General features: G+C 54.4%; 22 protein-coding genes. 16 read left to right on the top strand and 6 right to left on the bottom strand.

The window, feature by feature from the left end:
• The first annotated feature begins 1 nt into the window (after position 1).
• The 8 genes from bcsZ to bcsR are packed head-to-tail and all read left to right on the top strand — an operon-like array spanning position 2 to position 10276.
• The gene (bcsZ, locus tag V7028_RS04045; protein WP_334118820.1) at positions 2-1147 is read left to right on the top strand and encodes a cellulose synthase complex periplasmic endoglucanase BcsZ; all 1146 of its coding nucleotides are present in this window, start codon (positions 2-4) and stop codon (positions 1145-1147) included.
• Positions 1140-3494 carry a cellulose synthase subunit BcsC-related outer membrane protein gene (locus V7028_RS04040; protein WP_334118819.1) on the top strand — a complete coding sequence of 785 codons (2355 nt, stop codon included), beginning with the start codon at positions 1140-1142 and terminating at the stop codon, positions 3492-3494. Before bcsZ ends, V7028_RS04040 begins: the two co-directional genes overlap by 8 nt.
• A complete protein-coding gene (locus V7028_RS04035; protein WP_334118818.1) occupies positions 3495-4901 on the top strand; it encodes a hypothetical protein in 1407 nt (468 codons plus the stop codon).
• The gene (locus V7028_RS04030; protein WP_334118817.1) at positions 4898-5107 is read left to right on the top strand and encodes a hypothetical protein; all 210 of its coding nucleotides are present in this window, start codon (positions 4898-4900) and stop codon (positions 5105-5107) included. The genes V7028_RS04035 and V7028_RS04030 overlap by 4 nt, the downstream gene beginning before the upstream one ends.
• Positions 5104-5844, top strand: coding sequence for a cellulose biosynthesis protein BcsQ (bcsQ, locus tag V7028_RS04025; protein WP_334118816.1), 741 nt, complete (start codon positions 5104-5106; stop codon positions 5842-5844). Before V7028_RS04030 ends, bcsQ begins: the two co-directional genes overlap by 4 nt.
• On the top strand, positions 5841-8345 hold the full coding sequence (bcsA, locus tag V7028_RS04020; RefSeq protein ID WP_334118815.1) for a UDP-forming cellulose synthase catalytic subunit: 2505 nt from the start codon (positions 5841-5843) through the stop codon (positions 8343-8345). Before bcsQ ends, bcsA begins: the two co-directional genes overlap by 4 nt.
• 4 nt (positions 8346-8349) lie before the next feature.
• Entirely contained in the window at positions 8350-10047 is a 1698-nt protein-coding gene (gene bcsG, locus V7028_RS04015) for a cellulose biosynthesis protein BcsG (protein ID WP_334118814.1), read from the top strand.
• A 16-nt stretch (positions 10048-10063) separates the two neighbouring features.
• A complete protein-coding gene (gene bcsR, locus V7028_RS04010) occupies positions 10064-10276 on the top strand; it encodes a BcsR/BcsP family cellulose biosynthesis protein (protein ID WP_334118813.1) in 213 nt (70 codons plus the stop codon).
• Positions 10277-10297: 21 nt separating this feature from the next.
• Here bcsR and V7028_RS04005 read toward each other — a convergent pair whose 3' ends face one another.
• Positions 10298-11101 carry a crotonase/enoyl-CoA hydratase family protein gene (locus tag V7028_RS04005; protein WP_334118812.1) on the bottom strand — a complete coding sequence of 268 codons (804 nt, stop codon included), beginning with the start codon at positions 11099-11101 and terminating at the stop codon, positions 10298-10300.
• 84 nt (positions 11102-11185) lie between these two features.
• On the opposite strand from V7028_RS04005, the gene V7028_RS04000 reads away from it, so the two are divergent.
• From V7028_RS04000 to V7028_RS03990, 3 genes are all read left to right on the top strand, one after another.
• Complete coding sequence (locus V7028_RS04000) at positions 11186-11758, top strand: thermonuclease family protein (RefSeq protein WP_334118811.1); 573 nt, start codon at positions 11186-11188, stop codon at positions 11756-11758.
• A gap of 6 nt (positions 11759-11764) precedes the next feature.
• On the top strand, positions 11765-12157 hold the full coding sequence (locus V7028_RS03995; RefSeq protein WP_334118810.1) for an acyl-CoA thioesterase: 393 nt from the start codon (positions 11765-11767) through the stop codon (positions 12155-12157).
• Between the two features lie 135 nt (positions 12158-12292).
• Positions 12293-13213 (top strand): metal-dependent hydrolase, encoded by a 921-nt coding sequence (locus V7028_RS03990; RefSeq protein WP_334118809.1) that lies wholly within the window; start codon positions 12293-12295, stop codon positions 13211-13213.
• A 98-nt stretch (positions 13214-13311) separates the two neighbouring features.
• On the opposite strand, the gene V7028_RS03985 is transcribed toward V7028_RS03990, so the two are convergent.
• Together V7028_RS03985 and V7028_RS03980 are read right to left on the bottom strand one after the other, a co-directional pair.
• The gene (locus V7028_RS03985) at positions 13312-14451 is read right to left on the bottom strand and encodes an AI-2E family transporter (protein ID WP_334118808.1); all 1140 of its coding nucleotides are present in this window, start codon (positions 14449-14451) and stop codon (positions 13312-13314) included.
• 30 nt (positions 14452-14481) lie between these two features.
• The gene (locus tag V7028_RS03980; protein WP_334118807.1) at positions 14482-15348 is read right to left on the bottom strand and encodes a DMT family transporter; all 867 of its coding nucleotides are present in this window, start codon (positions 15346-15348) and stop codon (positions 14482-14484) included.
• Between the two features lie 108 nt (positions 15349-15456).
• Between V7028_RS03980 and V7028_RS03975 the strand changes: the two genes are divergently transcribed.
• The 3 genes from V7028_RS03975 (at position 15457) to V7028_RS03965 (ending at position 17884) form a co-directional block, all read left to right on the top strand.
• Positions 15457-16698 carry an NADH:flavin oxidoreductase/NADH oxidase family protein gene (locus V7028_RS03975; protein ID WP_334118806.1) on the top strand — a complete coding sequence of 414 codons (1242 nt, stop codon included), beginning with the start codon at positions 15457-15459 and terminating at the stop codon, positions 16696-16698.
• Positions 16699-16744: 46 nt separating this feature from the next.
• Positions 16745-17047, top strand: coding sequence for a SorU family sulfite dehydrogenase c-type cytochrome subunit (gene sorU, locus V7028_RS03970; RefSeq protein WP_334118805.1), 303 nt, complete (start codon positions 16745-16747; stop codon positions 17045-17047).
• A 111-nt stretch (positions 17048-17158) separates the two neighbouring features.
• A complete protein-coding gene (locus V7028_RS03965; protein ID WP_334118804.1) occupies positions 17159-17884 on the top strand; it encodes a DUF2778 domain-containing protein in 726 nt (241 codons plus the stop codon).
• A 9-nt stretch (positions 17885-17893) separates the two neighbouring features.
• Here the strand turns inward: V7028_RS03965 and V7028_RS03960 are convergent, their stop codons facing one another.
• Positions 17894-18658, bottom strand: coding sequence for a class II aldolase/adducin family protein (locus V7028_RS03960; RefSeq protein WP_334118865.1), 765 nt, complete (start codon positions 18656-18658; stop codon positions 17894-17896).
• A 129-nt stretch (positions 18659-18787) separates the two neighbouring features.
• Here V7028_RS03960 and V7028_RS03955 point away from each other — a divergent pair, with 129 nt between their 5' ends.
• Together V7028_RS03955 and V7028_RS03950 are read left to right on the top strand one after the other, a co-directional pair.
• Positions 18788-19480 carry a fatty acid hydroxylase family protein gene (locus tag V7028_RS03955; protein WP_334118803.1) on the top strand — a complete coding sequence of 231 codons (693 nt, stop codon included), beginning with the start codon at positions 18788-18790 and terminating at the stop codon, positions 19478-19480.
• 105 nt (positions 19481-19585) lie between these two features.
• On the top strand, positions 19586-20653 hold the full coding sequence (locus tag V7028_RS03950; RefSeq protein ID WP_334118802.1) for an FkbM family methyltransferase: 1068 nt from the start codon (positions 19586-19588) through the stop codon (positions 20651-20653).
• Positions 20654-20662: 9 nt separating this feature from the next.
• On the opposite strand, the gene V7028_RS03945 is transcribed toward V7028_RS03950, so the two are convergent.
• The gene (locus V7028_RS03945) at positions 20663-21037 is read right to left on the bottom strand and encodes an HVO_A0114 family putative DNA-binding protein (RefSeq protein WP_334118801.1); all 375 of its coding nucleotides are present in this window, start codon (positions 21035-21037) and stop codon (positions 20663-20665) included.
• Positions 21034-21333 (bottom strand): toxin-antitoxin system TumE family protein, encoded by a 300-nt coding sequence (locus V7028_RS03940; RefSeq protein ID WP_334118800.1) that lies wholly within the window; start codon positions 21331-21333, stop codon positions 21034-21036. Before V7028_RS03940 ends, V7028_RS03945 begins: the two co-directional genes overlap by 4 nt.
• Positions 21334-21354 lie beyond the last annotated feature (21 nt).

Below are 21354 nucleotides of genomic sequence, written 5' to 3'. Positions count from 1 at the left end.
CATGGCGTTTTGGCGCACGGTGGGTGTTCGTCTGTTTTTGGGTGCTTTGGCGCTTGCAGCAACAAGCGGATGCGGTGCAGCGCCATCCTGGTCCGCTTGGGAAGGCTTCAAGAAAGCGTTTGTCAGCGACGATGGCCGGGTGATCGACCACAGTCAGGCTGATTTGCGCACCGTATCGGAAGGCCAGGCTTATGGCTTGTTTTTCGCCCTGGTAGCGCAGGACAGAAAAACATTCGATGCACTATTGGGTTGGACAGAGAACAACTTGAGTGCGGGCGATTTGGGCAAGCAACTGCCTGCCTGGGTATGGGGCAAACAAGGCGACAACTGGGGGGTGATTGATGGCAACAGTGCCTCGGACGCAGACCTTTGGATCGCCTACACCCTGCTGGAAGCAAGCCGCGTGTGGTGCCATGCGCCGTATGCCGACAAGGCGCGCGCGCTGGGCAAACTGATTCTGGATCAGGAAAGCTTGGAGGTGCACGGCCTGGGTTTAAGCATATTGCCCGGCAAGAATGGCTTTGTACAAGCCAATGGGGCTGTCAGGTTGAACCCCAGCTACCTGCCCCCATTCATGATGGCGCGCTTTGCCAATGCCTGGGCAGACGACCCCCGCTGGGCAAATGTTTACCTGGCTAGCCAGCGCCTGCTGCTGGACACCGGGCGAAGCGGATTTTATCCAGACTGGGTGTTGTACAACAACGGCGAAATGAGTCTGCCTGATGACGAACAACGCGGCGACTACGATGCCATTCGCACCTACATGTGGATCGGGATGAGCAACAACGGCGACCCGGTGGTTGCCCCCTTATTAAAGCAATTGTCGCCCGCAGTGGCCCTGTTGCTGAAGCGCCAGAACATGCCGGAGTGGGTTGACCCACAAAGTGGCGATGCTTCCCCGCAAGCGGGACCAAAGGGCTTTCAGGCTGCCGTGGCGCCTTTTTTACAGGCCACAGGCGCAGTTGAACTGGCCAAAACATTCCATGCAAACACCCTGACAAAAGCCGACAAGGCTGTCTGGTTGCAATACGGTTATTACAACGGTGCACTTGCCCTTTTTGCGCAGGGGTTCATGGACAAACAGTATCGCTTCAACGCCTGGGGGGCGCTTTTGCCAAAAGGCAAAGAGGTCAAACACTGTGGCTAAGCGCTTTTCTTTCAGGTTTTGTGCGTTAAGCCTTGCGGTTCACGCATGCTTTGCGGGCATTCCTCTTTTGCTGCCCACACCAGGCATTGCCGCGCAGGGAAACCAGCAAACCAGCATTCGCACCCTGAGCGACAAAGGCATTTACTGGTACGAACGTTATCGGTTTGATTTGGCCGTGCAATCATTCAACAAAATCCTGCTGCTCGACCCCAGCAATGCATCCGCACTGCGCTGGCAAGGGCTGATCGACCTGGCGCGTGGCGACATTCAGGCTGCCAACGTGTGGCTAGGCAAATTACAGATGCTTCACGGCAACCACCCTTTTGCGATTGAACTTCAGCAGTCCATTGCGCTGGCGGGGGAAAAAAGACAGCCATTTGCAGAACTGCGTTACCTGGCTGTCAGTGAGCAAGTACCGGTCGATTTGCCACAGCGTTTGCGCCAGCTTTTACCGCAAGCCCCATTGGGCGACGCCGCGGTGCAAATTTACCGTTTGATGAGCCGCACAACCGAAGGCCGCGAATACGCCAAAAAACAAACCTTGGCGTTGATGCAGCAGTTCCCCGAAGACCTGCGCTACACCAAACTGCTGGCTGAACTGGGCGGCATTACAAAACCAGCAACACGCAAAACCGCACCCCGGACCACACCAAAACCCCCGATCAACGCGGCAGTCATCGAACCATCACCTCCATCATTAACAACCGAAACACCAGTGGTTTCCAACTTTGAGCGTGGGCAGCAACTTGGTGATCAGGCACAACAACACATTCAGCAAGGCAACACCACAGCCGCAGCCAGCCTTTTGCAGCAAGCCATTGACCTGAACCCGGCTTACCCCTGGTTCCGCTACGACCTGGCCACCCTGCTGGACGATCAAGGCGACATGGGCAGCAAACAATCAGCCCAGCGGTTGATGGACCAAGGCATGTCCAAAGACCCCAGTGCGGAAATGCGCTTTGCATCTGCCTTGCTGGCAGCCCGCCAGAACCGGGGCAAGGATGCGCTTGATTTGATCAACGCCGTGCCACGAGAAAACTGGACCGAGGGCATGAGTGCCCTTGAAAAACGTGTGCTGTACAGCCGACATCTGGATTCACTTCGCGCACTGGAACAGCAAGGCCGTTACAACCAGTTGGCCAATGCCATGGGGGCGAATCCAACATGGCGCGCCGAGCCCGAAGTACAAGACATCGAGCAAAACCTGCAACAAAAAAAGCAGGTCCGCCTTCGCATGTCGTATGACAACGCAGTGATCGACGGCGAAGAAGGCGTGTCAAAAATCGAGACAAACGAAGTGCCACTGCAGATAGACCTGCCGCTGGATTTCGAGAGGACCCTTTTCCTGCGCGCCGACACACTGAACGCCAAATCAGGCCGCGTGAACCCGGCCACCGCCAGTAACTTTGCAAAGCTGGGCACCACACTGGCCACAGACCCCGCCATTTCAAGCGATCGCCTTGACCAGAATTACAATGGGCATGTGGTGGGTGTTGGCATTCAAACAGACCAGTACCGCATCGACCTGGGCACCACCGTGGGCGACTACCCGGTCAATGACTGGGTGGGAGGGGTGCAATGGCGCACGGACCTGGGCAATGGATCACTTCGACTGGAAGTGGCGCGTCGCATGGTCAATGGCAGCGTGCTGTCAACCACAGGTGCGGTCGATCCACTGACTGGTGAAACATGGGGGGGTGCCCGCAGGAATGGCGTAAGCGCCGTGTATTACGAAGCCTTCAGCCCCACACTGGACTTTGTTGGCATTGCACGCGCCAACCTGATCACCGGGAAGAACATTCCAGACAACACAGAAGTAAACCTGCAAGGCATTGTTGGCAAAACCGTGTACCAGCGCCCGGGGCACGAAGTCGAAATTGCTGCCTCATTGTTTTTGTGGTCGTTCCAGAAAAACCTGCGTTTCTACAGCTTCGGGCAAGGTGGCTATTACAGCCCGCAAGCGTTTGCATCGCTGACATTCCCGGTGACCTGGACGGGTCGCCTCAATGACTGGTCCTGGCAAATTCAAGCCCGGCTTGGTGCCAGTGAATCGCGTGAAGACGACACCCAGCTTTACCCGCTTCACCCCGAACTTGCCGCAGCCGCCGCTGCGCAAGGCAACCCCACCTTGCAGGCAGGCGGCCCCGGTGGAGGCGGCAGCACGGGCTTGCGGCTTGCGCTTGAGCGGCAGATCATAAAAAACCTGGTGGTGGGCGCTTACTTTGAAATAGACCGGTCGGAAGGCTACAACCCGGATCGCTTGCAGGCTTACGTGAAGTATTCCTTTGGCGATTTCTTCGAATTGAGCGCACCGCCCGAGGGCGTTGCACCCTACTCGAGGTTCTGAATGATTGACCTGCCCAAGCCCGGTGCCTATGTGTTGCGCGCACCCCATGCAGGAAATTTCTCGCAAGGTCTGGTGCAGCATTGGCTGGACTCGCAGGAAGAAACTTCGTTTAAAGCCTGCCTGTGGCTGACAACAAGCCGGCAAAGCGACCTGCGCAACATGTTTGAGCCTTACCTGAGCAACAAGGCCAAGGCACCGAAAGGGCTAGACGTGGTGTCGGTTCGCGACGTGTGGCGACAAGGCCGGGCACACACGGGTATTCGCCAGCTTTGCCGATCGCTCAACACATTGTGTGTGCTCAAGCCAAGCCTTGTGATTGTTGAACACGCAGGGCTTTGGTTTAATCAGGAAGACGAGGTGCTGAGCAAACGCAACCCGATGGCACACATGCGGCTTTTGCACCAGTGGGCGCTGCACGCCCGGGCCAGCGTGGTCACCGTGGTGCAGGGCGACCTGCCCCAATGGAGCGTGTTTGCGGACGGCTTGGCCGATGTCAACGAACGGGGGGACTTCGAGTTTCGCCCCTGGTGGCCGACCCAGTGGGGCATGCAAACCAATTTGTGGACCGACACGAACCAGATGATGCAACTACCCGTTCACCACGTGCTGGACAGTCAGCAATTTGGTGGATTGAAACAACTGGCGCAAGCCTGCCATCGCCTTCGTTTTTCAGACAACGCAGCAAGCGGTGTCCATGTAAAAGCCCACGGAGAATTCAGTTCTCTCGATGCTTCCGTGCTGTTGCGAATGGGTGCAGACTCGGTGATGCTGAACAATGAGGATCCTGCAACCTGGCTGGGACTGCCCAACAACCGGATTCAGCAGCCTGACCTGAAAGACCTGCCCGATTCTGAACATGCCGACAATTTCGCCCGTGATCTGCACGAGATATTCATGCCGGGCCTGCTGACGCTGGTGGCCAACCCCTCATTTGCAACGCACGGCCTGATGATGCTGGAACTGTCACAACGATGGTCCATGCACAGCACCATTACACGGCTTTCGCTGATGCGGCACATGACCGCACAAACCGCATTGCGGCTGGCCAACTGGTCCCGGGCGACCTGTGTATTCACCGCCACCCGCGAAGCCATTTACGTGCTCAAAATTTGGGTGGATGAACCCGATGAATCAGACTATCGCCAATGGCTTGGCTCGTGTTTCAGGGAAAAATTGACCACCCTGTTCAGCGGCGACATTCAGTTTATCGGCATGAAAGAACAAACTGAACTGCTGGCGGACTTGAACGAAGAACTTGAACCCCTGTCGGTTGAAGACCTGATGGCAGCCGACCCCAACGAACCCGTGAAACTGGATGAACTGTGGGATGAGAACCGGGACATGACAAATACGAATCGCCCTTGGCTGCAACGCATTGCCCAACTGTTGAGTGGAGGACAAACATGATTGTCTTTGCACTGATTCTGGGCGGTCTGCTCCTTGGCGTCTTGTTGACCATTGTCCTAATCGGCAAAATGATGAGAATTCCCGCCTCCCGGATATGGCTGAGCGACTGGGCCAACTGGAGCAACAACAAGTTACCCGACGATTGTTACCAACTGGTACGGCACGGCAAATGGATCGCCGGCCCCACTGACGAAGAGGACGCATGATCATCATTGCCCTGGTCTCGCCAACAGGCGGTGCAGGACGCACCAGCCTGGCCATTGCAGCCGCATCGAACCTGTGCACGCTGGGCAGAAAAGTAACGCTGGTTCAGGCCGACCCGGCAAACAACATTGAGTTTCAGCTGGGCTACGCGCAAGCCAGCCCGAACGGTTTGGGTCAAGCCCTGTTGCAGGTCAAGGAACTGGACAGCGTGGTTGCAACCACAACCGCGGGTTTCAAACTGCTGCCCTTTGGGCAACTGAGCCTGCTCGAACAACTGGCCGTGGACCAGATGTTGATGGAGCAGCCCGAGAATTTGACCGCGCTGTTTCGTCATGCGCAGTTTGAAGACGACGGTGTGGTGATTGTTGACCTGCCACGTTGGCCTGCACCCTGGGTGCAGAAAATCATGGCGCTTTCCGATCTCAACCTGGTTACGCTGGTTCCCGATTCTGCTTCCATTCTGGGCGTGAACACCCTGCTGCCACACCTGCTTGAAAGCCGTGGTGCATCGTACTTTTTGATGAACCGTTTTGATTCAACCAAGGTGTTGCATCTGGACCTATGGACCCTGTGCAAAATGAAACTGAGCCATCGTCTGCTGCCGTTTTACCTGCATGAAGACCAAGCCCTGTCTGAAAGCCTTGCAGCCGGACTGCCCCTGCTGGATTACGCACCCCGTTCACAACTGGTCGACGATCAACAAAAACTGTGCAACTGGATCGACGCGGAGATCGGATGAGCAGCGCCTCACCAGGATTGATCAAGCAACTTGAGCGCTTGCTGGACCTGCGGGAGTTCCCGCACTTAAGCACCCGGGCTCGCATGCTGCGGCTATTTCAGGCACTTTGGTTGCGCCCGGACAGCTTGAACAGCACACTGAGCAGCCCCCCGAGCCACACACCTGGCCACGCGCAAAACCGCAATGTGCTGTACCTTGTTTTGCGAATTGTTGTTGTGGCTTTGCATGATATTTTCAGCCCCATCGCCAGCCTTTTTGATTTCACAGTACAACGCCCGTTCCGTGCATTTCGACACGCATTGGTGCGCGTGACTGACAAACTGATGGCCGCTGCCCGGCTTGAAGAACGCATAGAACAGTCGCGCAACACAATACTTCGGTTCAAGACCGCGCGCTGGGTGCTGGGTTTAAGTGCCCTGGCCCTGTTTCTTTTCACCGCACAAGCTTCACTGCCACTGGCCGGGCAATGGGTCTTCATCGCAGTGTGCTACCTGTTTGCAATTCTGTTCAAACGCATGCCTGAACGCTTTGCCAATTTGTGCCTTATGGCACTGACCATGCTGCTGCTGGCCCGCTATGTGTTTTGGCGTTTCACCAGTTCACTGGACCTGGAAAGCGGCACGGAAATATTTCTGGGCTACACACTGGTGATTGCTGAAGCGTACACCTGGATCATTCTGATTTTTGGTTTTGTTCAAACCGCATGGCCCCTGAAACGCAAACCCATGCCGCTGGAACTGAACCTGAACGACTGGCCCACAGTGGATGTATTCATTCCCAGCTACAACGAACCTTTGTCGGTGGTGCGCCCCACTGTGTATGCCGCGAAAGGAGTGGACTGGCCGCTGGAAAAAATCACCGTGTACATTCTGGACGACGGCCATCGCCCCGCCTTTGAAGAATTCGCCAGACAGGCCGGTGTCGAATACATTTCACGACCCGACAATTCACACGCCAAAGCCGGCAACATCAACCATGCCCTGAAGCACACCCATGGCCAGTACATCGCCATTTTCGACTGCGACCACATTCCCACGCGTTCGTTTTTGCAAACCAGCATGGGGTGGTTTGCAAAAGACCCCAAGTGCGTACTGGTGCAAACGCCCCACCATTTTTTCTCGGCCGACCCGTTTGAGCGTAACTTCAATTTTTTCAGGCAAATGCCCAATGAAGGCTCACTGTTCTACGGCTTGATTCAAGATGGAAACGACTACTGGAACGCCTCGTTTTTTTGCGGCAGTTGCGCAGTGATTGAACGCAAAGCCTTGCTTGAAGTGGGTGGCATTGCGGTAGAAACTGTGACAGAAGACGCACACACCGCATTGAAACTACATTCGCTGGGCTACAACAGCGTGTACCTGAACAACATTCAGGCCGCAGGGCTGGCCACTGAAACCCTGGCAGGCCACATTGGTCAGCGCATTCGCTGGGCGCGCGGCATGGCGCAAATTTTCCGAACCGACAACCCCATGTTCAAAAAGGGGCTCAGCCTGTTTCAGCGCATTTGCTATTCCAACGCCATGTTGCACTTTTTCTATGGCATTCCGCGTGTTGTCTTTCTGGTCATGCCCATGGCCTACCTGTTTTTCGAACAACACCTGATCAACGCTGCAGCACTGACAATCTTGAGTTATGCCCTGCCGCAACTGATTATTTCCAGCTACACCAACTCGGCCATTCAGGGAAAATACAGACGATCATTCTGGTCTGAGGTGTATGAAACCGTGCTGTCCTGGTACATCATTTTGCCCACCACACTGGCCTTCATCAACCCGAAGCTGGGCAAGTTCAACGTGACATCCAAAGGTGGCTTGATCGAGGAAAGCTACTTCGACGCCAACATTGCCAAACCCTACCTTATTTTGCTGTTGCTCAATCTGCTAGGCTTCGGCGTGGGCGTGTTGCGCCTGTTTGTATTCAACACGCATGAAACCGGCACTGTGGTGATGAACCTGTTGTGGTGTGGCTTTAACCTGGCCATATTGGGTGCCGCCGTTGGCGTGGCCACGGAATCCATTCAAAAACATGTTCACCACCGCGTCAGGATGGTGATGCCCGCGTTTCTCAAACTGCCTGGTGGCTACACAATCAGCTGCTACACCGAAGAGTATTCAGCAGCAGGCTTGACACTGGCTGTTGCCGACGCCACAGGCATTGCCGAATTCAGTCAGGTGCAGGTGGGCTTGCACCGCGGTGACCGAGAATTTCTGTTTCCGGCGAAGATCCACTTCACCGAAAGCGGTCACGTGGAAGCGCTGTTCACCAACCTGACCCCCGAACAGGAAACCCAGTTGATCCAATGCACTTTCGGACGCGCAGACGCATGGCTGAACTGGCAGGAAGACCAAACCCGTGACCGTGCACTTGGGGGCCTGAAAGATGTGTTTGCCAAAGGCATGATCGGCTATGTGCGTCTTTTCGCCTGGCTGCGAAAAGGTGCTGTAGAAGTGGGCAACCGCCTGATGGGCAACAAGGCACACAACGAGAAGTGGGAGAACTAGAACCATGCTGTTGTGGAACCTGTACTTCCTGATCAAGTTTGGCTTGCACTTTGTCGGCCAACTTGTACTAAGCCCCGTATTGAACCTTGCGCTGTTTGCCCTGCTGATCGCCACAAACCCGGCTGCATACGACAACAAACAGCTGGTAAAAGTGCTGCGTTACCTATTGTTCACCGGCCCAGCCATTGCCTTGCTATTGCATGAACTGGGGCTGGCGGTGTCGTGGGCACTGGTGGACCAGATCAAGGCACTGTTCGGCTTTTCGCCAGACTATCTGTGGGAACTGACCAAACGAACCATTCAACCCTGGATGCTGTGGGGTGCCCTTGCCAGCTTCATACTGGTTCGGGTGCTGGACCGTTACCTGCGCATCAGCACCTGGGTCGGGGTTGGCTTGCTTGCGGTCATGCTGCTGCAAACATTGCCCGTGATTCAACAGCAATCGCAGGTGGCCAGCACCCTGACCGTCGAACCAATGGCCCAGGCGCGTGTGAACCTGTCACCGGCTGAATTGCTGGCACTGGGGCAGGCGGACCTGAAAAAATTGCGCGTGGCACGGGATCAGGAAAGTGCTGTCAAACTGCGCGACGACAACAATGAAAGTGCCGGACCAGGCGCAACATTGAACGGCTTTTTCGAGCGTCAACGCACAGTGGCACTGACACCTTTCGCACCCACAACACCCCCCGACTTTGATGTGATCGTGCTGCAAATCTGCTCCATGTCCTGGGCCGACCTGCAATATGCCAAACAAAGTCGGCATCCACTTGTCCGGCAAGCCGACTTCATGTTCGAGAACTTCAATTCCGCCACCAGCTATTCAGGCCCGGCAGCCATTCGGCTGTTGCGGGGCAAATGCGGGCAGACCGAACACGATGCCCTGTACAACCGTACAGCAAACAACTGCATGTTGTTTGACCAGCTTCGTGATGTGGGTTTCGAAGTGGAAATAGGCTTGAATCACGATGGCCGCTTTCAAAACTTCACCAAACTGGTGAACAGCAACCTGGGGGGTGCGGCCAAACAGCGTGTTGCACACAACGAAGTGCAAACCGGGGTACAGGCATTTGATGGTTCACAGGTTGGGCGCGACGGCGATTACCTGCGCACCTGGTGGAAAAAGCGCATCGAACAAAGCGGCCCTGCTGTAGCGTACTACTACAACAGCATCACCCTGCACGATGGCAATCGCTTTCCCAACAGCAATTTGAACAGCCTGGAAAGTTACCCCCTGCGGCTTGAGCGCGTGCTGAATGACCTTCAATCCATGTTGGGCGAAATCAAACGCAGTGACCGCAAAGCCCTGGTGCTGGTGGTACCCGAACACGGAGCCGGTTTAACCGGCGAGTACGGTCAGTTGCCAGGGCTGCGGGAACTGCCCACCCCGGCCATTACCAAAGTACCCGTGTTTGGCTATTGGATGGCACCAGGTTATGTGGCCGCACCAGGCGGGTCAGTCACGGTCAGGCAGCCCACAAGCTACACAGCATTGGGTGAACTGCTGAACCGCTGGATGGCCCTGCCTGCCGAGCAACAGCTGCGCCCAGCCTGGCCCGTGTTGCTGAGCGACTTGCCCAGCACACGCTTTGTTGCGCAACAAGGTAATATTACCGTGATGGAAAGCCAGGGTTCTTACTGGATGAAAGCACCGGGCACTGGCTGGAAAATACTGGGTCCCGTGCAAACCGCACCAGCGCCCTGAGCAACACGGACAACACATGGCCGCCACATTCGACCCGCACAATCCACCCGCCCTGTTCATGCCGCCTGCCGACATGGCGCACGACATTTACGCCCTGAGTGCGCAGCTCAACGGCTTTGACCACAACATGTATCAAGACATTCAGTACGATCAAGCGGTGTACGATTCATTCCAGCGCTGGCCATTTCTGTTTGGCATTGCCCTGGCCCCGCACGCGGGTGAAGATTAAGTAACCCCATCAAGTTGGGGGTCAGCGAATTTGGCGTTTCGCAAAAGGCATGGTGGGCTGTTTGCTGTTTTTCGCCACCGAAATGCGCTGGTTCTTAAAACCCAACAGGCGGCGCTGCCAGCGGCGTTCCTGCGTTAAATGCGCCCCTTCATCGATACCGAAAATCCGCTGCAACATGAACTTGCTGGCCGCAACCGAATCGGGTGAACGGGTCAGAATTTCCTGTACAAGGGCCTGTACTTTGTCATCCACATTATCAACGGCATGGGTCACCAAACCCAATTCCTTCGCTTGAACACCACTGAGCACACGGCCAGTCATGGTCAATTCCTTGGCCACATCCACGGGCAACAATTCACGCAACAGCGCGCCGCCGCCCATGTCGGGCACCAAACCCCACTTGGCTTCAAGAATCGACAATTGTGAATCGGGCGTGCACACACGAATGTCTGCGCCCAAAGCCAGCTGAATACCGGCACCAAAGCAATTGCCATGAATTTGCGCAATCACGGGCACACCAAGGTCGCGCCACCCCATGCTCCAGGTTTGAAAAATATTGCGCATGGGCAACCAAAGGTTGGCGTACATCACCACGGCAGTTTTGGGGTTGCTCATCACCGATTTCACATCAAGCCCGGCGCAAAACGAAGGCCCCTCGCCTTTCAAAACAACCGCACGCAATGTGTTGTGTTTGGCCAATTGCAATTGCACCTTGCGCACTGCTTTCAACATGGGCCAATCCACCCCGTTGTGTTTCTCGGGGCGATTCAGGGCCACAGTGGCCACGGTGTTGTCGTTGTTGAACTGCAGGGATACTCTGTCCATGGTACGCTCGGCTGTTTTTTGTTGTCGTGAAGGCTTTTTGCCATCTTAACCGTGAACATTCTCAAACCCAATATGATCTTTAAAGTGTTGACTCTGGTTTTGGCCGTGCTGGGCTATTACCTTAGCCCGTATGGCCCCAACGCCGCCGAGGAAAGCCCGCGCAAAACCACCAATGCACGGTCGGGCAGTTTTTATTTGGCCAAGGTGACCCGCGTGGTCGACGGCGACACAATCACCGTTCGCAACCGCGACGGCGCCACCCTCAAAATTCGCATGCACGCTGTGGATTCGCCCGAATTGAAACAAGCCGGTGGCGAACAGTCAAAAGCCTGGCTTACACAACAGGTCATGAACAAAAACGTAAAAATTGTGGTGAACAACACCGACCGCTACAAGCGCCAGGTGGCCAAAGTGGTGCTGCCAGTTGAAGGTTGCGAAAAGCGTTTGTGTGAAGCAGAAACCGACGTGAACCTGAAAGCCATTGAAGCAGGACACGCCTGGTGGTATTGGGAATTTGCGCGCAGCCAAAGCAGCGAAGACCGCGTGCTGTACGAAACCGCCGAAAACCAGGCTCGCAACCAGCGCAAAGGCCTGTGGCAACAAACTGCACCACTGGCGCCATGGCAATGGCGCACCGAACAACGCAACCAACGTTAAAACCACATGAAAGAAATCTACACCACCACCGTTGCGCTTCGCTGGGGCGACATGGACCAGATTGGCCATGTGAACAACACCGTCTACTTCCGCTGTTTTGAACAAGCCCGTGTTGAATGGATTGACCAGTTTCCCGAAAACACCAACCACAACCCCGCCTACGTGGTGATTGTTCACACCGAATGCAGCTTTCTGAAAGAACTGAAAGCACCGGGCGTTGTTGCCATCAAAGTGTTGGCGGGCGACATGGGGCGCAGCAGCCTGGTGCAGCATTACGAAATGCGCCGCACCGACGCCCCCGAAGTGCTGGTGGCCACCGGCAGCGCCAAAATGGTGTGGGTAGACCCCGTCACTGGCCGTTCAACCCCCATTCCAGACCGTTTCAAAACTGCACTTTAATTCGGGAAAACCCGAATTCGTTTCTAGAATCAGCACTCAGTTTTTGCTATTGTCGAGCCGAAATTTTATTGTTACATTGCTCAATGTCACGGTCGATTGTGGCAACAACAATAAAACAAGTGTAGGAGTCAAACCATGAAAAACATCATGCCTGTTCGTCGCGATGTCAAATTGAATCTGCCTGAAGAAAAGGTATCCAATTGGCATGAGCAAGGTCCCCACGTGACCCATTTCATGAACGCCCTGTCCCTGTTCTTCCCGGCAGGCGAGCGCATGTTCATGGACGCCGTGCGCAACTACCGCGATGAAATTACGGATCCTGAATTGAAAAAGGCCGTGGTGGCCTTCATTGGCCAGGAAGCCATGCACAGCCGCGAGCACGTTGAGTACAACGAAATGCTGGACCGTGCCGGCCTGCCCGCATCGCAACTGGACAATTTCCTGTGGGGCTTTCTGGCCTTCATCAAGAAAACACTGGGCAAGCGCTTGACGCTGGCTGGCACCATTGCACTGGAACACTACACAGCACTGATGGCCGACCAGTTGCTGCGCAACCCCGATGTATTGGGTGAAAAATCCGACCCCGCCTACAAGCAAATGTGGATGTGGCACGCTTATGAAGAAACCGAACACAAGGCTGTGGCCTACGACGTGTGGAATCATGTGCTGCCCAACAACATGCGCAACCGATTCAGCCGCCGCTTTGCCATGGTGTTGGCCACCGTAATTTTCTGGCCGTTCGTTGCCTACTTCCACATGCGCTTGGTGTTTGCCGACAAAACCATCAAAGGCGGCCACATCAAAGGCTTCTGGGCAGTAAGCAAAATGTTGTGGGGCAAGAAAGTGGGCGTGCTGCGCAAGCCCGTGGCCAACGGCGAATTCATGGACTACTTCAAAGCCGACTTCCACCCCTGGATGCACGACAACAGCCGCTTCCTGACAGAAATTGACAACTTTGTGGCCACGGTTGAAGGCTCGGGCCGCAAGCCCAACACCGACATTGCAAACGCCATTCGTGCACGCATGAACAATCAGCTGAAAGCCAATGCAGCCTGATAGTTGTTATCAGTTTAATGCCGAAGATTTCGTGACAGAAAACTTGGGATGAATACCCGGTGGGAGAAGTGAGCAGCCCACCGGCTTTTTTGGTTTGTTCAGGCTCCCCGCCGGTAATAGTCGCTTTGCTCATAATGCGCAAAGGCATGCACATACGCCACCTTGCAAATGGCGGCCAATGGTAAAGCCAGAAACACACCCACCAAACCGAACAAGGCTCCGAAAAATGCCAGAGCAAAAATAACAGCCAATGCCGACAAGCCAATTTTGTCGCCCACCACCAGGGGTGTCAGCACAAAACCTTCCAGAAACTGCCCGGCAATGAACACAAACAACACCAGCACAATGGGCAAAAAGCCTTGCAGTTCAAGCGCAGCGGTCAGCAAACCCACCAACAAAGCCAGCGCAAAACCGAGATAGGGCACCACGCACAGCACACCGGCCAGCATGCCGATTGCCCAACCGCTTTGAAGGCCCACCACGCTTAAGCCAATTGAATAAAAAGTACTGAGAAACAACATCACAATCATCATGCCCTTGATGTATTCAGTCATCACCGTGTCAATTTCGGTGAACAAAGGCTGCGCACGTTTCCACAAGTGCGGTGGGAAAACTTGCTGAAACTGCTTTCCTATCTGGGTCCATCCCGGAAGAATGAACAGCGTGGCGATTACCGTCAGCGATACAAAACCGGTAATACCCAACACCGATTGGGAACCCGAGCGTAGTATCTTCGTGCTGATCTCAGCCAGCGTGCCACGGTTCTCGCTGATGTAAGCAGCAATGCGGTCTTTCATGTCGGTGCTGTCCACAGAAATGCTCAAGCCAAACACATCATTTAGCCAAGGCAACACCGTGCGCTTCACATTCACAATCAGTTGTGGCAGGTTGTTTTGAATCAGTTCAAGCTGGGTCAGCACCACAGGGATGAACAACAAACCCACACTGGAAAAAATCAAAAGCAGCATGAAAAATGTGAGCACCGCGCACACCGGCAAGGGAATGCGTTCACGCAATTTCCGGTGCACCCAACGGCTTGGGGCCGCCAACAAATAGGCCAACACAAACGCCGCCACAAAAGGTGCCAACACAGGCCACAGGGCAATCACCACAGCCAGCAGCAAGGCCCCACTGAGCAACAAGCCCCAGTGCTGCAAATAAAACTGCTTGGCCAACGCCGACAAACCCACAGGCTGTGACCCGGTTTGCTTCTCAGTTTGCTCTTCGGTTTTTTTCATCCATCGCCTTTCAAGTTACACCGTGCACCCTTAACGCTTGGCCCGCAAAACCAGATACACCCCACCCAAAGTCATAACCATCGCCACCAGCAAAGTGATCGTGACTGATTCGTTCAGGAAGAACACGCCCGCCAGCGCGGCAATCACCGGCACGCTCAACTGCACACTGGCAGCCGATGTGGTGGGCAAGGCAGGCAACACCTTGTACCACACCGCATAACCAATGCCACTGGCCAGGCAACCCGACGCCAGGGCAAACAACACGCCCGCCACGCTGGGTGTGGGCAGGTACACGGTATGCAGGGCCAGCCCCCGCTCGACTGTAACACCCGGAAGGTGAAAGCCAGCCTTGGCAGAAAAATACACCGCCACCCACACCAGCAGCATTAAAAATGCAGCCCTGGAAAAATTGCCCGCCGTGTCCGCCAAAGGGAATTTTGACCCCTTGCCCACCACGGAATACACGCCCCAACAGGCCCCTGCCAAGGCCATGCTGACGGCAGCCAACACAGAAGCAGGCGTTTGCAAATGTGGCCACACCAACAGCACAAGGCCGGCAGCAGCCACCAGCGCGCCCAGTGCGCGCAAGCCCCGCAAGTGATCACCCTGCGTGGCAGCATAGCCAATCATGCTGAGCTGCACACTGCCAAACAAAATCAATGCGCCAGTGCCCGTGCTCATGTACAAATACGCCATGGAAAACAGCACCGCATAACCAAACAGGGCCCACGCGCCCATCCAACTGCCTTGCTGTGTACCCTTGTTTTGAATGCGCAAACACAGCCACAAAGTGATGGCACCACTGAGTAGCCGAATGGCGGTGAAACTGGCCGGGTCAATTTGCCCTGCGGCCAAAGCCGCGCGGCAAAAGAACGAATTGGCCGCAAATGCGCACATGGCAAAGACCGTAAAAATTAGTGTGTTGACTTCAATTTTTTTCATTCGTGCACGCTACTATGTGACAACAATAATTTTCAATTTCTAAACACCGGAGACGCTTCCCCCATGCGCATTGAACTTCGCGATCCATTGACACTGCCCTGCGGCACAACCCTTCCCAACCGCTTGGTAAAAGCCGCCATGAGCGAAGCCCTGGGCACCCGCGACAACCGGGTAACACCGCAAATTGTGCGCGTGTACCAACGCTGGACAGCCGGTGGTATTGGTTTGAATATAACCGGGAATGTGATGATAGACCGCCGCGCACGTGCAGAGCCCGGTAACGTTGTGATTGAAGACGACCGCGACATGCCCCTGCTGCAACAATGGGCCAAAGCAGGCCAGGCCCATGGCAGCAAAATCTGGGTGCAAATCAACCACCCCGGCAAACAATGCCCCAAAGGCATGAACAAGGAAACCGTGTCGCCTTCTGCAGTGCCCTTTCACAAAAGCCTGCAAATGATGTTTGCCACCCCGCGCGAACTTACCGAGACTGAAATTCTGGACCTGGTTGCCCGCTGGGGCCGCACCGCCAAAGTGTGTAAAGACGCCGGCTTTGATGGCGTGCAAATTCACGGTGCGCACGGCTACCTGATCAGCCAGTTTTTAAGCCCGCTAAGCAACCAGCGCACCGACCAATGGGGCGGCAGCGCTGAAAACCGCCGCCGCTTTGTGCTGGCCATTTACGACGAAGTACGCAAACAGGTTGGGGCGGATTTCCCCGTGGGCATCAAGCTGAATTCAGCCGACTTTCAAAAAGGTGGATTTTCCGAGGAAGAATCACTGGCTGTGATTCAGGAACTGACCGCCCGCGGTATCGATATGATTGAAGTGTCCGGCGGCACCTACGAAGCCCCCGCCATGACCGGTGCCACCGCCAAGCCGAAAAAAGAAAGTACCGTGAAACGCGAAGCCTACTTCATCGACTTCACCGAGAAAGTACGCGCTGTATGCAAAGTGCCGCTGATGCTGACCGGCGGCTTCCGCACCGTGGGCGGCATGAAAGAAGCACTGAACACCGGCGCAGTAGACGTGATCGGCCTGGCCCGCGCTATTGCCATTGAACCCGACCTGCCCAAGCGGCTGTTGGACAACAAGGAAACCCTGCACCCCGTCAAGCCACTGATTACCGGCGTGAAGGCCGTAGACCGCACCGGCTTGCTGGAAATTCAGTGGTACACCCGGCAAATTCACCGCATGGGCAAGGGCAAAAACCCTGTCCCGAACGAAAGCGCCCTGAAAGCCCTGTTTTTCTATATTCTTGACAGCAGTTGGGGCTTGTTCAAAGCCCGCAAGTTGAGGGCTTGATCCAGAGGCGATGATGATTAGAAACAGTTTGTTATTGGCTTTGTTCTTGAGTGCATCAACCGCATTCGCACTGGAAGATGCAGCCATACTTGAACAAGGCCGAAAACTGTTTCAAACCGACGCCGAACCCGCCTGCGCCATTTGCCACACACTGGCCGACGCAGGCACCAAAGGCAAAGTAGGCCCGGTGCTGGATGAACTGAAGCCCAGTGAAGAACGCGTGCTGAACGCACTTAAAAACGGCAAAGGGAGCATGCCCCCTTTTGTGGATCACCTAACTGCGGATCAAATGAAAATTCTGGCTAAGTATGTTTCCACCGTGACAGGTGGAAACTCGCAGCGTCAGTAAGGCATCAGAGTGACCCAAGCAAGCCACTAAAAACAAACTCACATCACTCCGCAATGATCTGGACTCCCTGCACAATCTGCAAATATTCACCATTTTTTAACATGTATCTTGATGATTCACTGCGAATTCGAATTAAACAACAAGCGCAGCAGCCAGTTTAAGTACGCCAATCGTCAGGCAGAAGCATTCTCCGGGAATGGTGTTCACACGAATCGAGTGCAGTCCATATGCATACCCAGTATCGGCCCCATACCGCCCGGAAAACATTACATTGTCGATCGACAATCTGGCGGATTTTTAGGCGCACTTTACGATTGTCTTGATGACAAAAGCCAATGGTTTTCCCTGTACGCGATAGACAACAAAATTGACGACATCACTTACTGCGAAGCAGTAAAGCGCGGGCAGTTCCGCTTACATCCCAAAGGCCCTCTTGGTAGAAGCGAAGATTGCATCACGATTGAAAAACCAGCAGACTTCTTGCAAATACGTGCAATGCTGAAGGGAACAAAGCACAGTCAATGTACCCAACACCGAGCTGCAAGCCTATGGCGTGGTCGCAGTGAAATGAAAAGCTTGTTTAGAACGTTAGTCATAACGCTGTGGATTGGTATATGCACCCTGTTGCTTACGCGCCACTGGTATCAAGAGCCTGATTCATTTCCGCAATTTCTAAAATTGTTTGGTAACTGGATCATCGACAATGTCGGCGCACAAGGCGCTGACCAGGTAGGCGACCTGGAAATTCTGTTTGTGATATCTACAGCTTTGTTCGTCGCCTTAATCACAACCTGGTTTTTGTTTTCAGTGATCGCAATACTCAAAAAGTGGGTTTAGCACTTCGAATCAGCTTTTGTAATCAGGCTGCTCGCGGTCCAGCTTGCGCAACAGCGCAGGCCAGGCAATGTTGCCCCCCAAACCGCGGGTTACTTGCGCGGCTGCCGCCTTGATGCCATTCACAATGGGCTGGGCAATTGGGATCAACATGGCACCACCTGATTGCGCTGCAATTTGAACCTCGCAGGCCCGCTGCAAAATGAACATGTTCAAAAACGCATCGGCCACCGTGGGGCCACAGGTCAGCAAACCGTGGTTGCGCAAAATCATGGTGTTCGCTTCGCCCAGGTCGGCTTGCAGACGGGCCTTTTCATCCTCGCGCAGAGCAAGGCCTTCGTAGTCGTGATACGCCAAACCGGCCAGCGGAAAAAGCGACTGCTGGGAAATGGCCAGCAAACCCTGTTCTTGAGTAGAAACCGCAACACCGGCCACCGTGTGGGTGTGCATCACGCAATGGGCATCGTGGCGCACTGCATGCACCGCGCTGTGAATGGTGAAACCCGCCGGGTTCACATCGTAGGGGCTGTTGTCCACTTTCTCGCAATTCATGTTCACCTTCACCAGGCTGCTGGCGGTGATTTCCTCAAACATGAAGCCATACGGGTTGATCAAAAAGTGACCTTCCTCACCCGGCACACGGGCCGAAATGTGGGTAAACACCAAGTCATCCCAACCATGCATGGCCACCAAGCGGTACGCGGCCGCCAAGTCGATGCGGGCCTGCCATTCGGCAGGGGCAATAGGTGTATTCATGTCTGTCTCCTGTGCATTTATATGAATTGTATTTTCAGAAAGTGTACCAGTGCAGGGGCGGTTAATCGCCAAAAACACTTGAAATGCAAGGCGATCAAGGGCAATCTAACATTACAGAATAATAATCACAGTGCAGGAGACAGTAATACAATGCATGCCAAAGTCAAACCCCAAGCGCAAAGGGAATCGCAAGGCCCAACCGTTCAATCGGTGCGTGCCAACTACCGGGCTGAATTCGTATCGACGGGGTACCAAGGCTATTTACACTTGGCCATGACCATGACCCTGGGGCTGGGCGTCATCGCCCTGTGCATTTATTGGCTTGAATCACCCGGTTTTCTGGAGTGGTTGACCATACCCGCCACATTTCTATACGCCAACTTTGCGGAATGGGCCGGGCACAAATACGCCATGCACCGCCCGGTAAAAGGCCTGGGGTTTGTGTACAAAAGGCATTCACTTCAGCACCACAAGTTTTTCACCGACAGCCACATGGAAATTGACACCAACCAAGACTTCAAAGCCGTGCTGTTTCCAATCGCCATTGTCGGCTTTTTCGTGGTCGCGTTTTTCGTGCCCATGGGCTTTTTGCTGGCCTGGCTGTTCAGCCCGAATGTGGCCCTGCTGCTGGTGGCCACCGGCATGGCCTACTACCTGAATTACGAACTGTTTCACCTGTCTTACCACTTAAAGAAAGAACACTGGGTGCACCGCATTCCGGGCTTCACGCGCTTTGCGCGCTTGCACACCACGCACCACGATCAGCGAATTATGGCGCACAAAAATTTCAACATTACCTATCCGATCATGGATTGGTTGATGGGGACTTGGGATAAAAAATAAGCGCACCGTGGGGTAGATAAGCACCTGTTTTCCCTCGCTTTTCGAGCCCTTGACCCGACAAAACCGGCAGTAGACTGAATTCATCGTCACCCTGCCCGTACTGTCATGAAACAACTCAGCCTGAAAGCCCACGCCGCCGCCTTCCACGCGGAATTCTTTGGCAACACCACCCAGAAACGCTATGTGCTGGGCATCAATGAATTTGCAGATGCCGTGGCCAACAAGGCGAACCTGGACGGCTTTATTGACGAGTACACCACCGCCACCGAATACCGGGGCAAACCAGTGGTGAAGTTGGGCGACGTGCCCGCAGGCAGCATGGTGATTTCAACCGTCACGCAGGCACGCCCCAAAACAGCCATGAACAAACTGCTGCGTTTGAATGGCGTGGCATCGATGGATTATTTTGCAGTGGCCGATGCCAGCCACTACCAGTTGCCGCAGGTACAAGCCTTGGCGGACACGCAGAAGGAATACGCCGCGCATCCCGAGAAATTTGAATGGGTGCGTGAACTGTTTGCCGATCAGGAATCGCGTGAAGTGTTCAACCGCGTCATGGAATTCCGCCTGAACGCCAACCTGCGTGCCATGCGCTTTTTTGATTACACCGCCGACCAACAATACTTCGAACCCTTCGTGAAATTCGCCCCAGGCGAAGTGTTCGTAGACGGTGGTGGCTTTGACGGTTACACCACGGCAGAATTCATCAAGCACTGCCCCCAGTTCGGTGGCGTTCACTTTTTCGAACCCGCAGAAAAAACACTGGGGATTGCCAAAGAAAAACTGGCCGCCCACCACAATATTCAAATGCACCCAGTGGGTTTGTTCAACGAAAAACAAACGCTGTCGTTCGACGCAAGCGCTGGCTCAGCCTGCAAAATTTCAGAAACAGGCCGTGTGAAAATTGATGTGGACACGCTGGACAATCGTGTCACCGAATCGGTCAGCTTCATCAAGCTGGACCTTGAAGGTGCCGAACCCAAAGCCCTGGAAGGCATGAAGTGGCACATTCAGGAAGATCACCCCAAGCTGGCCGTGGCCGTGTATCACGACCCGGCACATTTCTGGCAGGTGCCAGAAATCATTATGGGTGTACGCAATGATTACAAGGTGTACTTGCGCCACTACACCGAAGGCTGGACCGAAACAGTGATGTTCTTTATCCCCGGCTGATTGACCAAACTACGCCAATTCAGCACGAAGGCTAAGGCGCTGCGCCACGGCCTCCACCCATTTCATTCTACCGTGACCAGGCAGTACGCAATCCTGAACGTTCAACAAACCAGCCAGTGCCAGCGCATCGATGTCACGTTTCACCGCACTCCGATCGCGGTGCAAGCGCTCGGCAATATCAGTGATAGACCCCGCACTGTGCTTCACCTCCCGAAACACAGCCAGCCGCGCATCGGTCATTAAACGAACCAACTCAGAGGGGTCCTCAAAACTAATAATTTTTTCATCTGTTAATGGACCACGGGCGTCAGCCTTTTTCGCAATATCCCTGCCACGTTTGAAAAACGTTTCAGTCGAACCAGTTTTGATCAGCAACTTATTCATTTGTGTCCTCTTAATGCAAGCCAATCACTTTCAAACCTTGATTCGATGTCTTCGAAATTAATAAACTCGACAGGCTCAATGCGCCCCATTACATGGCGATGATGTCCGTCGTGCGCATTGTCATAACCTACAACACGACCATTGTCACGGTTGTAAACCCGATGATTGATGTAGGCTAAATTGTAGCGAGCCACTTCACCCGTCAAACAATCAACCCACACTTCCCGCCTTAATTGACCATTTCCTTTCTTGTCTGAAATTTTGTGAATTTCATCAATAACCTTACGCTCAGACATGACAAATAATATCACTGCTGA

The organism is Limnobacter sp., from assembly GCF_036846585.1.
GTDB lineage: Bacteria > Pseudomonadota > Gammaproteobacteria > Burkholderiales > Burkholderiaceae_B > Limnobacter.
This window is presented reverse-complemented; position numbering and strand designations above follow the sequence as displayed.

Coding starts and splice junctions, on each gene's coding strand:
- bcsZ (WP_334118820.1), top strand. CDS start 2: ATGGCGTTTTGGCGCACGGTGGGTGTTCGTCTGTTTTTGGGTGCTTTG.
- V7028_RS04035 (WP_334118818.1), top strand. CDS start 3,495: ATGATTGACCTGCCCAAGCCCGGTGCCTATGTGTTGCGCGCACCCCAT.
- V7028_RS04030 (WP_334118817.1), top strand. CDS start 4,898: ATGATTGTCTTTGCACTGATTCTGGGCGGTCTGCTCCTTGGCGTCTTG.
- bcsQ (WP_334118816.1), top strand. CDS start 5,104: ATGATCATCATTGCCCTGGTCTCGCCAACAGGCGGTGCAGGACGCACC.
- bcsA (WP_334118815.1), top strand. CDS start 5,841: ATGAGCAGCGCCTCACCAGGATTGATCAAGCAACTTGAGCGCTTGCTG.
- bcsG (WP_334118814.1), top strand. CDS start 8,350: ATGCTGTTGTGGAACCTGTACTTCCTGATCAAGTTTGGCTTGCACTTT.
- bcsR (WP_334118813.1), top strand. CDS start 10,064: ATGGCCGCCACATTCGACCCGCACAATCCACCCGCCCTGTTCATGCCG.
- V7028_RS04005 (WP_334118812.1), bottom strand. CDS start 11,101: ATGGACAGAGTATCCCTGCAGTTCAACAACGACAACACCGTGGCCACT.
- V7028_RS03995 (WP_334118810.1), top strand. CDS start 11,765: ATGAAAGAAATCTACACCACCACCGTTGCGCTTCGCTGGGGCGACATG.
- V7028_RS03990 (WP_334118809.1), top strand. CDS start 12,293: ATGAAAAACATCATGCCTGTTCGTCGCGATGTCAAATTGAATCTGCCT.
- V7028_RS03985 (WP_334118808.1), bottom strand. CDS start 14,451: ATGAAAAAAACCGAAGAGCAAACTGAGAAGCAAACCGGGTCACAGCCT.
- V7028_RS03980 (WP_334118807.1), bottom strand. CDS start 15,348: ATGTGCGCATTTGCGGCCAATTCGTTCTTTTGCCGCGCGGCTTTGGCC.
- V7028_RS03975 (WP_334118806.1), top strand. CDS start 15,457: ATGCGCATTGAACTTCGCGATCCATTGACACTGCCCTGCGGCACAACC.
- V7028_RS03965 (WP_334118804.1), top strand. CDS start 17,159: ATGATTCACTGCGAATTCGAATTAAACAACAAGCGCAGCAGCCAGTTT.
- V7028_RS03955 (WP_334118803.1), top strand. CDS start 18,788: ATGCATGCCAAAGTCAAACCCCAAGCGCAAAGGGAATCGCAAGGCCCA.
- V7028_RS03950 (WP_334118802.1), top strand. CDS start 19,586: ATGAAACAACTCAGCCTGAAAGCCCACGCCGCCGCCTTCCACGCGGAA.
- V7028_RS03945 (WP_334118801.1), bottom strand. CDS start 21,037: ATGAATAAGTTGCTGATCAAAACTGGTTCGACTGAAACGTTTTTCAAA.
- V7028_RS03940 (WP_334118800.1), bottom strand. CDS start 21,333: ATGTCTGAGCGTAAGGTTATTGATGAAATTCACAAAATTTCAGACAAG.